Here is a 14,207-nt window from a genome sequence, read left to right as displayed (position 1 = left end):
AAGCGCATGGCTACAGTGGTGGCCATGCGCTTTTCTGTTTTGGACCGCGGGGCAGCCGGCCCACTGGATCAGGTGGCCGAACACGCCCGGCACGTAGAGAAGTTAGGGTTTCAGCGCTTTCTAGTGGCCGAACATCACGGTGTGCCGGGAATACCAGCGGGGCAGCCGGGGATGCTCGCGGCGCACGTTGCGGCACGGACGCAGCGCATTCGGGTGGGCACGGCCGGCATTATGTTGCTCAATCACCCGCCGTTTCTGGTGGCCGAGCAGATTAATCTCCTCGAGGCGCTGTATCCCGGGCGCATTGATATAGGGATTGGCTCCTCCGTCGGGTTTACCGCGCCGGTGCGAAAGGCGCTGCGCCAGGGGGAGCCGGCCGAGGTGAAGCAGCGCTTCGAGACGGAGCTAGCCACGCTCTTGCGCTACCTGCGCGGCGAAGAGGCGGTGACGGTCAGGCCTGAGTATAGGGGCACCCCGCTCTATGTTTTGGCGGGCTTTCGCTCGGCAATGGTGGCGGCAAAGTTGGGACTTGGTGTCATTCTGGGCGGTCCTGTAGCCACGCAGGAGGCCGCTGCGCGAGTGTATCGCGAACATGCGCTTGCCGACGCCCCGCCTATTATCTCTTCGCTCAATATCGCCGTTGCCGAGACGTCCGCGGCCGCCCGTGATCTCTTGTTGCCGGAAGCCTATGCGAAGGTGCGAGCGCAATCGACCGGCGAGTTCGCGACCTTGCGGCCGGCGGGCGAGCTGGACATGGATGCCCTCACGGGGCAGCAGCGACGGCGCATTGAGGAGGCGTTGGCCCATGACGTTTGGGGAACGGTGGAGGAAGTGAGGGAGGAACTAAGGGGCGTCGGCAAGCGGCTAGGCGTTAGTGAGTTTGTGGTCACCGGAGATATGCCAGATGTTGCTGGCCGGGCTCGTTCGGAGGAGCTGTTGGCGAGCATGCAGGTAGAAAACTGAAAAAGCCCGAGCGCGAGGCTCGGGCACTTGGGGTGGCTGACGGGACTCGAACCCGCGACACCCAGGATCACAACCTGGTGCTCTACCAGCTGAACTACAGCCACCATCGCTGCTTTAAAGCAACGAGATATAGGTTAACTCACGCCGCCTAAATTACAAAAACGCCTGGTAATCTGCGGTGGTTTCCGCCTTAATCTGCTCCGCCTCGGGGGAGGTAGGCCCCTCATCGGTGCGGAAGACGCTGCGGCGGTAGAAGTCTAGCTCGCGGATGGATTCGATGATGTCCTGCAGTGCGCGGTGGGCCATGCCTTTATCGGGCTGGTTGAAATAGGCGCGCGGGTGCCAGCGGCGGGCAAGCTCCTTGATGGTGGACACGTCGATCATGCGGTAGTGCAGGGCACTATCGAGCCGGGGCATATAGGTGCGGATGAAGGTGCGATCAGTGGCGATGGAATTGCCGGCCAGGGGAGCGGGGTGCTCCGGATCGCAGTACTCGTTGATGAGCGCAAGTACGGCATCTTCGGCCTCGCCGATGGAGGTGGTGGACTCGCGGATTTCTTTATCCAACCCGGAATTGGCATGCATCTCGGTGACGAAGGAATCCATCTGTGCCAGCTCCTCCTCGGTGGCGTGGACGACCAGATCGATGCCCTCTCCCAGGATGTTGAGATTGCCATCGGTGATGACGGCGGCGACCTCGACGATGACATGGCGCTCGGGGTCCAGGCCGGTCATTTCCAAATCGATCCAAACGAGGCGGTCGTGCTTTGCGGCAATGTCGGAATGTGGCATGCGGCCCATTCTACTCCCGCCTCCTTTTACCCCTAGATGGGGTACGGGCGGGGTTGTTCTGGAGGGGTGATTGCCACTGGGGAGGGCGGCCTTCCCGCGAGTGTGTTTCCATCCTGCATAAAAATAATTGGTGATTTGCCTCATATACTAGTGTGAGTTAGGGCATACTCTGGGTTATCGCTCTTCATTCGGGAGGTGCGACAGACTTAGGAGAGACCAGATGGCAAACTTCCTCGATGCCCTCAATACCGTAATTTGGTCCCCCGTCTTGGTGTTTTTATGCCTCGGCGCGGGTATTTATTTCACCGTGGTGACACGCGTTTTGCAGGTGCGCTGCATTCCGGACATGCTCAAGCAGATCGTCAACGGAGAAAAATCCGCAGACGGCGTTTCTTCCTTCCAGTCCTTGATGGTTTCGTTATCTGGCCGCGTGGGTGTGGGTAATATCGCCGGCGTGGCCACGGCCATTGCCTTCGGTGGACCTGGTGCCGTGTTCTGGATGTGGGCCGTAGCGCTACTCGGCTCGTCCACCTCGTTTATCGAATGTACGTTGGCCCAGATCTACAAGGAAAAGGACCAAGACACCGGCGAATACCGCGGAGGGCCTGCGTACTACATCGAGAAGGCCTACAAGCACACTAAAGCCGCACCCTTCATGGTGGTCTACGGAATCGTCTTTGCCGTCGCTATGATCCTGGCAACCAGCTACTTCCTTCCCGCAATTCAGGCCAACGCGGTAGCTGCTGCGGCCGATACCGCGTGGGGTGTGAACTCTACCTGGGCGGCCGTTGTCCTGGCGGGCATTTTGGCCATCATCATTATCGGTGGTGTTAAGCGTATTGCGAACTTCGCCACCATCGTCGTGCCATTTATGGCGGTTATCTACATTGTGATTTCTGTGGTGGTCATGTGCATGAACTTCTCGCAGATTCCAGAGGTCTTCGGGCTTATCTTCAAATCTGCTTTCAATATGGAAGCCGGCTTCTCCGGCATGCTCGGCGCGGCCATCATGTGGGGTGTAAAGCGCGGCATCTACTCCAATGAAGCCGGTCAAGGCACCGGTCCGCAGTCCGCTGCAGCCGCTGAGGTTTCCCACCCAGCTAAGCAGGGCTTCGTGCAGTCCTTTGCGGTCTACGTCGATACGCTCTTTGTCTGTTCGGCTACCGCGTTCATGATCATTTCTACGGATATGTACACCGTCTTCCGCGGTAGCTCCGAGGATGGTGAAGTGGTCTAGCACGGTTCGCTGCCAGAAGGCGTTGAGGTGGGGCCTGGCTACGTGCAGTCCGGTCTCGATAGCGTCTTTGCAGGATGGGGACCCACCTTCATCGCGGTCTCCATTGCCTTTTTCGCCTTTACGACGGTCCTAGCGTACTACTACATGTCCGAGGTTAACCTGACCTATTTCAACCGGTGGGTACGCTCCCGCGCTGTCCGCCGTGGCCTGATTTGGGTGCTGCGCGCGCTGATTATTGTCTCCGTCATCGTCGGTGCTACCACCAGTCCGGGGGCGGCGTGGGCGCTCGGTGATATCGGCGTTGGCACGACGGCATGGCTTAATATCATTGCCATCCTCTTCCTCCAGGTTCCTGCCATCAAGGCACTCAAAGACTATGAGAAGCAGAAGAAGGCTGGTAAGGATCCGCAGTTCGACCCGGAGGCCTTGGGAATCAGGAATGCAGACTTCTGGGTAGAGCGCAAGCGAGCACGCGGCGAGGACAGCGTGCTCAAAAACAAGGATCTAGAAGACGCCGGGGCTTAGCCCATCTTGGCGTAGAAGCTGCCCACCAGCGGTGCAATTACCGGGGTGGGCAGCACTTGGCTGAGGGTATTCATAGCCTTCGACAAGGGCCCTGGCACCACGCGGCGCTGGTTGCGGCGCATCGCTGCAATTGTTTCTTGGGAGCAAGACTCATAGGTGGTCCACAAAAAATCTGGAACTACCTTGTCCACGATTGATTGGTCTTCTTCGGCGATGGTGGCCTCGCGCACGGGGCCGGGGGCAAGCAGGGTGCAAGAGACCCCGGTGCCCTTCAGCTCGTAGTGCAGGGCCTCTGTAAACGCATTAACGCCGGCCTTGGTGAAGACATAAGTGGCGTTATTGGGGATGGGGATATTGCCCGCGGCAGAGCCGACATTGCAAATGGCGCCGCTGCGGCGCGGCAGCATCCGCTCCAAGGCAGCCCGCGTAAGACGGTGGACGGCAGTGCCGTTCAGCTCAAACTGGGTTGTCTCATAGGACCAGTCCTGGTCCATGAAGGGGCCGAAGCTGGCGATGCCGGCGGAATTAACCAGGATCGACACCTCGTGGGTGGCGATGGTGTCGGTTACGCGGGCGACGTCGTCAGCCACGGCGAGATCCGCCGGTAGGGCGATGGCGTCAATATTGTGGCGCTGCTTGAGCTCCGTAGCGATGGACTCCAGTAACTCGCGGCGGCGGGCCACGAGGATGACGTTATAACCCAGGGCAGCGAAATCCTGTGCCATGGCTTTGCCAATGCCTTGGCTGGCTCCCGTGACGAGGGCATAGGAGGTGCGGGAGGGGGCGGGAAGTGACATGGTTATTCCTTTCCGGGGTGGGGCATGGTGAGACCTAGCGTAAACAAAAAGCCTTGAAGCGGCGAGAAACTCGGCGCCTCAAGGCTTCACACGGTGCCCCCAGCAGGATTCGAACCCGCGACACATGGGGTAGAAACCCACTGCTCTAATCCACTGAGCTATGGGGGCTTATGACCCACTTATAGTAGCCCACGACGGCGGGGAAACCTAAGCCAGGGTGCGCTGCGGGGCGCGCAGGATGTCCACCAAGTCTTGGGCGGCAGCGGTCAGCTCGCGATCCGTGCGGTAGGCCACGATGGCGTAGTAGTGCGGCAGCTCATCGGAAATTGGGCGGTTGATAATGCCCTGTGGCTGCACAGCAGGCGCGCAATTGGGCACGATACTTACGCCTAGGCCACTGGAGACCATGGGAATGGCGCTATTGAGGCTGGCTACCTCCTGGGTCCTTTCTGGCTTGAGGCCAGGGCGGCTATTCCACAGGTCGCTATAGAACTCTGCTAGCTCAGGAAGCTCGCGGCTGCGCGGCGGAATGAGCCAGGTTTCGCCGCGCAGGTCCGCGAGCGAGACGGGAGAGTCTAGCCCTGCAAGGCGTTGGGGTAGGGCGACGGAGTAATCAAACGTGGCCACCTGGTGGATGGTGAGCTCGTGGGCGTAGCGGCGGAGGAAGGCTTTTGGGTCGGATGTCGGCAAAAGCGCTAGGTCTACCTGGCCATCCAGCAGGCGTTTGATGGCGGTGGCCGGCGCGGCGTCGTCCAGCGAGATAGTGGCAGTGGGGTAAATCCGCTTCAGTTCGGCCAGGGCGGAAGGGGTAAATTCCCAGTTCAAAATGGGGGCGGAGGCGAGGGAAACGGTGCTGGCCTTGTCGCCGGTGATTTCGCTGATATGGCGCTGGGTTTCGTTCAGTAAAGCGTCAACCTTGACGGCCGTTTCATAGACATAATCGCCGGCCTCCGTGGTGGAGACGCCGGAGCGCCCGCGCGAAAGGAGCTGGGCATTAAGTTCCTTTTCTAGCTTTCGTATGGAAAGGCTCAGGGACGGCTGGGTCATGTCGAGGGACTCGGCAGCGTGCGTGAAAGAGCCATTGTCTACAACGGCGCGAAAATAAAGAAGTTGACGGGTGTCCATAAGCTCCATCATGGCACATGTAAAGACAAAATGTGTGTTAGGTGGGGAACTAGGTTGCGCTATACAATGCGCACTATGGCAAATGAGCAGGTTAACAGTGTAAATAAGGCGGGGAAGAAACCTCGTTCTTCCTGGGGAATTTATGTCGCAGCGATGCTTATTGCCGGCTTGATCGCTGGTTTCATTTCCCTGTTTCTCCTCGCCGATTCCCTAGCGGCCCTGGGAATTCCGGACCCCGGCCGCATTACCACCTTTGGCCTGCCGCTCTTTCGCGGCTTGGCTTGGATACTCATGGCTTTGTCCATCGGCTCGTTCCTCGCCTCGTCGTTCCTCATTGCTCCGCGTGGAGACAACGCTGCGCTTATCGACGCCCCCTTGTCCGTCGACGGCCACATCGCCGCGCGCACAGGTACCTGGGCTTCCTTCGGCATGGCGGCCGTGGGGCTAGTGGAAATTCCGCTCATTATGTCCGATCTCACCGGAGCGCCATTTTTTCAGGTATTTGAACCTTCCACTATGAAGATGGCGTTGACGGAAATTTCTACCACCATTGTGTGGGGAATCTCCGTACTCATCGCCCTTGTCGTGGGCGTTCTTGGCCTGTGCGGTCGCGGCTGGTCGATGCAGCCGGTGCTGCTTTTCTTGTCCATCTTGCAGGTTGTGCCCATCGGCATGGAAGGCCATTCCGCGGCTGGTGGTGACCACGACTATGGCACCAATTCGCTCCTGTGGCACTTGGTCTTTGTCATGCTGTGGGTAGGCGGGCTCATGGCGCTAATCGCCCATGGTCGGCGCCTTGGCCCCAATCTCGCCTTTGCGGTAAAGCGTTACTCCGGCATTGCCTTCATGGCCATTGTGGTGCTGGCAGTATCGGGCTTGATCAACACCCTCATCCGCATGAATATCTCCGATTTGGTGGATTCTGCCTACGGCATCATCTTGATCACTAAGTTCGTACTCACGATTTTGCTGGGAATCTTCGGCCTTGCTCACCGCGAGCTCACCATCCCGCAGCTGGGCAAGGATCCGCGCCTTTTTATCCGTATCGCCATTGTGGAAGTAGCGGTTATGGCCGGCACCATTGGCGTGGCCATTACGCTGGGGCGCACCGTGCCCCCAGCGCCGCGTGATCCGAACCTCAACTCGATGCAGATTTTGATGGGTTATGAGCTCTTTGAAAAGCCCACGGTGCTCAACGTGTGGACTATGTTCCGCTTTGACATCATGTTCGGCACCATTGGCCTGCTCTTGGCCGCGGCGTATGGTTACTGCGTCTACCGCGTGCATAAGCGTGGCCTGACGTGGAACAAGGGACGTACTGCATGGTTTATGAGCGGCGCGTTGGGTATGACCCTCGTGATGTCTACCGGCCTGGGACTTTATATGCCAGCGATGTACTCGATGCACATGTTGGTACATATGATTTTGTCGATGGCGGTACCGCTTCTGCTCGTCCTTGGTGCGCCACTGACCCTGCTTATGGAGGCCTTTGAGCCTGGGCCGAAGGGTCAGCCGAGCCTGCATGACTATGCGCTGGCGGCCACCCAATCTAAGGTCGTCGCGTTTATTACCAATCCGTTTGTCAATCTCGTGCAGTACCTATTTTTCCTGTACGTGTTGTATTTGTTCCCGAGCCTGTATCAATTTGCCATCTCGGAACACGCAGGCCACCTCATTATGAACTTTGCGTTCATCGTTTCTGGCTGCTTCTACTTTTGGGAAATCATCGGGCCGGACCCGCTTCCCAATCGTCGATCTACCCCATTCCGCTTGGCCGTGCTATTCCTTTCCATGCCGTTCCACCTTTTTGCTGGTGTATATCTCATGCAGCTGCAAAGCGTGCTGGGTGCCGACTTCTATCAGTATTTGGACCTGCCGTGGGATCAGGATCTGCTCCAAGATCAGCGCGTGGGCGGCGGCATTGCGTGGGGCTTTGGCCAGTTCCCGCTGGTCATCGTCTTTGGCAAGCTCTTCCTGGATTGGCTGGGCGATGACCGTGCTACCGCCCGCCGCCATGATATGCAGGCGGATGCGGACGATGATGCCGAATTGGAACGCTATAACGCGATGCTGCAGGATATGGGACACGGCGATGAATCGAGCTTCCGCGGGCGCTAGCCTGTGGATAACCGTTTAAAAATCTCCCCAAACTCTGTCCTTCGTTGACGGATACAACAAGTTATTCACAGGGTTGGGGTCGCCGGCATGGTGTGGCTTGTGCGCGGGCATCAGGATGTGCAAACGAGCGAGGAAAACCACACTCGCCAACCCAACTATCCAGCAAAGGATTTTCTAGCACTATGTCCCAATACCCAATTACCTTGACCGGTCGCCTTACTCGCGACCCAATCTTGACCAAAACCTCCACTGGGGCCTATAAAGCCAAGCTGCGCGTCGCCTCCTCGCGCCGGATTCCGGACCGCCAAGCCGATGCCGGTATGGACAATACGGAAGGGCACAACACCAAGGCGCCGCAGTGGCGTGACGTGGATCATCTTTATATCGACGTCGAGATGTGGAATCAATTCGCCATCAACGTGCGCAAATCCCTGGCAAAAGGCATGCCTCTAGTCATCGTAGGGTCTCTCGTTACCGAACAATGGCGTGATGACCAGGGTGCCGATCATTTCCGCACGTATATTAAGGCGCAGTACGTGGGCCTGGACTTGAACCGTCACGTTATCGGTACAAAGCGCCTCGCCCCGCAGTACAACCAGGAAAATATCGCGGTCCCAGAGCTGGGGGACAATGCTATCGAACCAGACGTGGACCACAGCCTGCCGTCGCAGCAGGCGGGGCAGGGAGACACCGCTGCCGATACCGCAGCGGACCGCTACCTTGCCGAACGAGCCGCAGCTGCACGCGGTGGGGAAGAAGATGCCTTCGACGCCGAAGTGGAAGAGGAGGCTGCCGAGGCAGAATCTGCCCCAGTGAACGCTTAAGCGTTTCCTCCCTGGCTTGATCGCCTCGGGCGTACCTGACCCGAGGCACTCGAGCGGTGGTTCTGATGTAGTGTTTGTGTAGATAAATACGTCTCCCAAATTTTTGCAAAGGGGTAAAAGTGGGCGAATTCATCTACACGATGAAAAACGTGCGTAAGGCAATTGGCGATAAGGTCATCCTTGACGATGTAACAATGGCGTTCTACCCAGGTGCCAAGATTGGCGTGGTCGGCCCCAATGGTGCCGGTAAGTCCTCCATTTTGAAGATCATGGCCGGCTTGGACCAGCCTTCCAATGGCGAGGCCTTCCTAGATCCGGGCGCCACCGTGGGTATCCTGCAGCAGGAGCCGCCGCTCAACGACGAGAAGACCGTGCGCGGCAACGTCGAAGAGGGCTTGGGCGAAATCTTTGAAAAGAAGCAGCGCTTCGAGCAGATCGCCGAAGAGATGGTCACCAACTACAGCGATGAGCTCATGGAAGAAATGGGCAAGCTGCAAGAAGAGCTCGATGCTGCTGATGCATGGGAGGTCGACTCCAAGATTGAGCAGGCAATGGAAGCTTTGCGCTGCCCGCCTTCCGATGCCCCGGTGACCAACCTTTCTGGTGGTGAGCGCCGTCGCGTAGCGCTGGCTAAGCTCCTGCTTACCGAGCCGGACTTGTTGTTGCTCGATGAGCCTACGAACCACTTGGACGCCGAGTCTGTGCAGTGGCTGGAAAAGCACTTGGCTGATTATCCGGGCGCTGTCTTGGCCGTGACCCACGACCGCTACTTCCTCGACCACGTCGCGGGCTGGATTTGTGAGGTTGACCGCGGCAAGCTCTACCCATACGAGGGTAACTACTCCACCTACCTGGATAAGAAGCAGGAGCGTCTGGAGGTTGCCGGCAAGAAGGACGCGAAGCTGCGCAAGCGCTTGAAGGACGAGCTGGAGTGGGTACGCTCCGGTGCGAAGGCTCGCCAGGCCAAGAACAAGGCCCGTCTGGAGCGCTACGAGGAGATGGCTGCAGAAGCCGAGAAGTACAAGAAGCTCGACTTCGAAGAGATCCAGATTCCTACCCCGCCGCGCTTGGGTAATAAGGTCGTGGAGGTCAAGGACCTGCAGAAGGGCTTTGATGGCCGCACCTTGATTAAGGACCTCTCTTTCACCCTGCCGCGCAATGGCATCGTGGGCGTTATCGGCCCGAACGGCGTGGGTAAGACCACCCTGTTTAAGACCATCGTTGGCCTGGAGCAGCCGGACGCCGGTTCCGTCGAGGTGGGCGATACCGTCAAGCTGTCTTACGTGGATCAGAACCGTGAGAATATCGACCCCGAGGCAACTGTCTGGGAGGTCGTCTCCGGCGGCCTGGATTATATTCACGTGGGCCAAAACGAGATGCCTTCGCGTGCCTACCTATCCGCTTTCGGTTTCAAGGGCCCGGATCAGCAAAAGCCGTCCAAGGTGCTCTCCGGTGGTGAGCGCAACCGTTTGAACTTGGCGCTGACCCTGAAAGAGGGCGGTAACCTGATCCTCCTTGACGAGCCGACCAACGACTTGGATGTGGAAACCCTCGGCTCGCTGGAAAACGCGCTCGAGAAGTTCCCGGGCTGTGCCGTGGTCATTTCCCACGACCGCTGGTTCTTAGACCGCACCTGTACCCACATCTTGGCCTGGGAAGGCAATGTGGAAGAAGGTCAGTGGTTCTGGTTTGAGGGTAACTTCGGCGATTATGAGAAGAATAAGGTCGACCGCCTTGGTGAAGAGGCAGCCCGTCCTTCTCGCGTGACCCACCGCAAGCTGACCCGCTAAGTAGCTGAAGCCTTTACTGAGGAGAATGATGGCAACCCCAAGTGTGCACACGTATCGTATTCAAACCCGCTGGTCGGATTTTGATATGTACGGCCACATGATGAATGCAAACTACATCGAGCTCGCCCAGGAAGCGCGCTTGGCCTTTGCGAAGGAACATATCTATTCCAAAGGCCTTGACTTCATTGCGTTCGTGCGCCACCTCGATGTGGACTTCCTTCGCCCGATGGAGTTTAAGGACACCACTACGGTGGAGGTAGAAACTACCATTTCGCAGATTGGTACCACCTCGTTTACCACTACCCAGCAGGTCAAGGATGACCAGGGTGAAGTCGCGGCAACCGTGGAGTGCGTGCAGGTAGTCATTGATCGTCAGCAGCAGACTCCTCGTCCGCTGACGGAACAGGAAAAGGATATTCTGCAAAATACCGCGGCCAATTAACCGCGGAACGGAGCGAAGATGAGAAAGGCAGGGCCCGAAGGCATGGTCACCGAGACTCTAGAAATTGGAAGCGGTGGACCTGGCCTTCGGGCCCTTGTCACGCGCGCGGTTGGCTTGGATTCGGGTGCTTCGGTGCGGCTACGCCAGCTGACTGACGACGTCGTCGATGTCTTTGTCACCACACCTTTCGAGGTGGTTGCCTCCCGCCGCGTGCAGGGCGTCGTTTCCCGCGACGGGGCAGTGGTTTCTGCGGCTACCCTGGCCGAGCTGCTCAAGGAGCAAGAATCGAGCGGAACGCTAGATTTGGGACCTGCCCGCGATGCGTCGTGGCCGGGAGCGCTTCCGCCGGCCACTGGCTACAGCGTGGTCGATACCTTGCCGGTTACCGTGGTGCGCGAGCTCTCCGATAAGGGTCAACAACTGACCCGGCAATTTTCTGGCCCCATGGGCCCGCCATCCAGCTTGCTGAATCAGACCGTTGTCACGGTCGAGGGGGAAGGTGCCACGGTGGAAATCCCTATGCGCATGATTTTTGCCTGCACCAATTTGGGTTTGATCCCTGGTTTTTCCGCACCGATGGATGTGCCGAGGCACCTGCGGGTGGCTCAGCTAGGCAGGTGGGTGCGCCTCGACGCCCCCTTTGGCAGCATCTACCGTTCCACCCGGCTGTCGTTGTTTTAACTTCCGTCGCCTAGCGCACACGGGTTGGGCCTGCGTCCATTGTTTCTGTTCAACAAAACGGCGCCCGGTGATCTCATTTCGAGTAAAGGCTTCGCAAAAGTAGTCCGTCTTAGGGGTAGGCGACTTTTAGCGTAGTGGCGAGAATTCTCTATTGAGCTGCGTAATTACCTGGGATGTTGGTGGCTTGTTACCCCCGCTTTGTGAATTCAGGAACATAGTGCCGCACACAAACGTGTCCTGCGTTACCCTTACGTGGTCGATATAATTTACTCCACCCGCAAGGAGATTGTGTAATGCGTATTGCTGTGCCTAAAGAAATCATGAATAACGAGAATCGCGTGGCTCTCACCCCGAGCGGCGCTCAGACCCTCGTTCACGACGGCCATGAGGTCCTCATTGAGACCGGTGCTGGTGAAGGCGCATCCTTCCCGGATTCCGAGTACGAGGCCGCCGGTGCCAGCATCGTTGGCACCGCGGAGGATACTTGGGCACAGGCGGAACTGCTGCTGAAGGTCAAGGAGCCGCTCGAGTCTGAGTACCAGTACCTGCGTCCGGACCTTACCGTCTTTACCTACCTGCACCTTGCCGCGGACCGCCCTTTGACTGAGGCGCTTGTTGACGCCAATACCACGGCCATTGCATATGAGACGGTTACTGACCGCCACGGTACCTTGCCACTTCTTACCCCGATGTCCCAGGTGGCAGGCCGCCTTGCCGCAATCGAGGGCACCCACCACCTGCTGTCCACGCAGGGCGGCCGCGGTCTGCTGGTTTCTGGTGTTCCAGGTACCCAGCCAGCACGCGTCGTCGTGATCGGCGGTGGCCAGGTTGGTGCGTCCGCCGTTGCCATGGCCCACGGTCTGCGTGCCGAGGTCACCGTACTGGACCTTGATCCGCACGTTTTGCAGCGCTTCGATGACCAGTACGCCGGCAGCGTGCGCACCTTGATTTCGGATCCGGCCACCATCGATAAGGAACTGCAGGAAGCTGACCTCGTCATTGGCGCGGTACTCATCCCAGGCGCCGCTGCACCAAAGCTGGTGCGTGAGGAGACCGTAAAGAAGATGAAGAAGGGTGCCGTCCTCGTGGACGTCGCCATCGACCAGGGTGGTTGCTTCGAGAACTCCAAGAAGACCTCCCACGATGACCCAACCTTCCAGGTCCATGACACCTTGTTCTACTGCGTGGCGAATATGCCGGGTGCGGTGGCCAATACCTCCACCCGTGCCTTGTCCTCCGCAACTCTGCCCTACATTCGCGCGGTGGCCAATGACAGCCTGGATGCCGCCATCAAGCGCTTCCCGGGCCTAGAGGGTGGCGTAATGACTCGTGGTGGCCGTTTGGTCTCCGAGCCTGTACGTAAGGCCTTTGACTGGGAAGACTAAGCATCAGGTCCCCATAGTGTGGGCTAGATAAACCACAAGCCCGGTTCCTCGCTAAATAGCGGGAGCCGGGCTTTGTCTCTTGGGTGGGGCAAGACGGTGCGATTATGGTGCCTTGTTGATCATCATGGCGGCCACGCGCTGCATATGATCCCAGATCATTTCGCGGTAGGCCGGTGGGATGGTTTCCTCGTCGATTTCCGCGAGGGAGTTACCCATTAGCTCTAGCCACCGGTCATGCGCGGTTATATCGATGGGGTAGGGGGCGTGGCGCATGCGAAGGCGCGGATGGCCGCGGTTTTCAGAGAAGAGCTGCGGGCCACCCCAATACTGCGCCAAGAACCAAGTGAGGCGCTGCTCGGCGCCTTCCCAGTCATTATCGGGGTACATCGGACCGATGACATTGTCCTCTTTGACCTGGGAATAAAAGCCGTGGACGAGGCGCTCAAAGGTCTCCATGCCGCCAATAGCCTCATAAACAGAATCCATTTACTCTTCTTCTTCCTTGCGGGGATCGGGAATGCCGATGCCGTGCGGGTAGGGGGTAGTAATGCCTTTAGTGTGCATGACATTGAGCACGCGGGATTGCAAGAAACGCTGGACGTCCCACTGCTTGCCCGGCAGGGTCTTTGTAGACACGCGGAAGGAAACATAATCCGGTTCGAAACCGGACATGCCATCCACACGAGGCGTGCTGAGGATGAGCTTGCGTACCTTATCGTCCTGCGCGGCTTCCTTCACTGCGTCCTCGATGACCTCGCCGGCGAGCTCTGGGTCATTAGAAAGGCCCACAGGAATCTGGATGCGGGCAACGGAGTACTCATCGGAGTGGTTAGCTACCTGGAGGATTTCGCCATTGCGCACGTACCACAGAGCACCGTCGATATCGCGGACCGTGGTGATGCGTAAGGAGATGGACTCGACATCGCCAAAGACGCCGTTGCCAAGGTCAACCACGTCGCCAATGCCGTATTGATCCTCAATGAGCATGAAGATGCCGGAAAGGAAATCCTTCACCAGTGCCTGGGCGCCAAAACCAAGGGCGACGCCAATAACACCGGCGGAGGCGATAAGCGGTGCCACGTTAACGTCTAGCTCATCCAAGATGGCAATAACGGCCCATACCCACACGAAGATAGCGGCGGCGGAACGGGCCACTCCGGCTAGCGTCTTAATGCGGGAGGCGCGCCGGGTTTCGCGGGTATGGCGCATGGCCTCTTCTTGCTGGGTCGGTTCGGGGCGGTTGGCTCGACCCTTGAATTTTCCGCGGAAACGCTGCTTATCCAGCCCGGAAGATTTGATGCTGTTTTCGGCCACCTTGTTGATAATGCGGTGGAGGAGCCAGTGGGCAATGACGGCCAGGATAAGGATAACGGCGATGCGAATCGGGCGCTCGATAAGCCAGCTTTGCACCTTCTCGTCATTCCAAAAACTAGAGACGGACTCGACGGCCGAGTCCTTGGTGGAAGCGGCTGAGGCTAAGAATTGCGTATTCATCATTCTTTCTTAGTCGTGGACAATGGGAACCGCG

Annotated in this window: 12 protein-coding genes, 2 tRNA genes and 1 pseudogene; 8 read left to right on the top strand and 7 right to left on the bottom strand. The window is 58.3% G+C overall.

All coding sequences use genetic code 11. The features are described 5' to 3' along the window. The first annotated feature begins 6 nt into the window (after positions 1-6). Positions 7-963, top strand: a complete 957-nt coding sequence (locus RAE07_RS09325) for an MsnO8 family LLM class oxidoreductase (RefSeq protein ID WP_317001752.1) — start codon at positions 7-9, stop codon at positions 961-963. A 28-nt stretch (positions 964-991) separates the two neighbouring features. Here RAE07_RS09325 and RAE07_RS09320 read toward each other — a convergent pair. Together RAE07_RS09320 and orn are read right to left on the bottom strand one after the other, a co-directional pair. After that, positions 992-1,067 (bottom strand) — tRNA-His (locus RAE07_RS09320). Between the two features lie 49 nt (positions 1,068-1,116). Beyond that, the gene (gene orn / locus RAE07_RS09315) at positions 1,117-1,764 is read right to left on the bottom strand and encodes an oligoribonuclease (RefSeq protein ID WP_239207935.1); all 648 of its coding nucleotides are present in this window, start codon (positions 1,762-1,764) and stop codon (positions 1,117-1,119) included. 211 nt (positions 1,765-1,975) lie between these two features. Here orn and RAE07_RS09310 point away from each other — a divergent pair. Continuing rightward, positions 1,976-3,517 (top strand): annotated as a pseudogene (locus RAE07_RS09310) (alanine/glycine:cation symporter family protein). Here RAE07_RS09310 and cmrA read toward each other — a convergent pair. The 3 genes from cmrA to RAE07_RS09295 form a co-directional block, all read right to left on the bottom strand. Next, positions 3,514-4,314: a mycolate reductase gene (gene cmrA, locus RAE07_RS09305; protein WP_248099431.1), complete on the bottom strand. Its 801-nt coding sequence runs from the start codon at positions 4,312-4,314 to the stop codon at positions 3,514-3,516. The pseudogene RAE07_RS09310 and the gene cmrA sit on opposite strands and share 4 nt — an antisense overlap. Before the next feature lie 94 nt (positions 4,315-4,408). Continuing rightward, positions 4,409-4,482: transfer RNA gene (locus tag RAE07_RS09300), tRNA-Arg, on the bottom strand. A 39-nt stretch (positions 4,483-4,521) separates the two neighbouring features. Further along, positions 4,522-5,451, bottom strand: a complete 930-nt coding sequence (locus RAE07_RS09295) for a LysR family transcriptional regulator (protein WP_248099433.1) — start codon at positions 5,449-5,451, stop codon at positions 4,522-4,524. Positions 5,452-5,505: 54 nt separating this feature from the next. Between RAE07_RS09295 and RAE07_RS09290 the strand changes: the two genes are divergently transcribed. From RAE07_RS09290 to ald, 6 genes are all read left to right on the top strand, one after another. After that, positions 5,506-7,557, top strand: coding sequence for a bifunctional copper resistance protein CopD/cytochrome c oxidase assembly protein (locus tag RAE07_RS09290; RefSeq protein ID WP_317001751.1), 2,052 nt, complete (start codon positions 5,506-5,508; stop codon positions 7,555-7,557). A 182-nt stretch (positions 7,558-7,739) separates the two neighbouring features. Then, the gene (locus RAE07_RS09285) at positions 7,740-8,381 is read left to right on the top strand and encodes a single-stranded DNA-binding protein (protein WP_317001750.1); all 642 of its coding nucleotides are present in this window, start codon (positions 7,740-7,742) and stop codon (positions 8,379-8,381) included. Positions 8,382-8,500: 119 nt separating this feature from the next. Continuing rightward, positions 8,501-10,171, top strand: coding sequence for an energy-dependent translational throttle protein EttA (gene ettA, locus RAE07_RS09280; protein WP_317001749.1), 1,671 nt, complete (start codon positions 8,501-8,503; stop codon positions 10,169-10,171). Between the two features lie 25 nt (positions 10,172-10,196). Then, positions 10,197-10,613 (top strand): acyl-CoA thioesterase, encoded by a 417-nt coding sequence (locus RAE07_RS09275; protein ID WP_034660154.1) that lies wholly within the window; start codon positions 10,197-10,199, stop codon positions 10,611-10,613. Between the two features lie 42 nt (positions 10,614-10,655). Next, on the top strand, positions 10,656-11,294 hold the full coding sequence (locus RAE07_RS09270) for a DUF8185 domain-containing protein (protein ID WP_200289015.1): 639 nt from the start codon (positions 10,656-10,658) through the stop codon (positions 11,292-11,294). A gap of 293 nt (positions 11,295-11,587) precedes the next feature. After that, positions 11,588-12,679: an alanine dehydrogenase gene (ald, locus tag RAE07_RS09265; RefSeq protein WP_317001748.1), complete on the top strand. Its 1,092-nt coding sequence runs from the start codon at positions 11,588-11,590 to the stop codon at positions 12,677-12,679. A gap of 102 nt (positions 12,680-12,781) precedes the next feature. Here the strand turns inward: ald and RAE07_RS09260 are convergent, their stop codons facing one another. After that, complete coding sequence (locus RAE07_RS09260; RefSeq protein ID WP_023020897.1) at positions 12,782-13,165, bottom strand: globin; 384 nt, start codon at positions 13,163-13,165, stop codon at positions 12,782-12,784. Next, positions 13,166-14,176, bottom strand: coding sequence for a mechanosensitive ion channel family protein (locus RAE07_RS09255; RefSeq protein WP_200288713.1), 1,011 nt, complete (start codon positions 14,174-14,176; stop codon positions 13,166-13,168). It lies immediately after the preceding gene. Between the last annotated feature and the right edge of the window lie 31 nt (positions 14,177-14,207).

It is taken from the genome of Corynebacterium nasorum, assembly GCF_032821635.1.
GTDB lineage: Bacteria > Actinomycetota > Actinomycetes > Mycobacteriales > Mycobacteriaceae > Corynebacterium > Corynebacterium kefirresidentii.
Note: the sequence above shows the minus strand (reverse complement) of the source record. Positions and strands in the feature narration are given on the sequence as shown.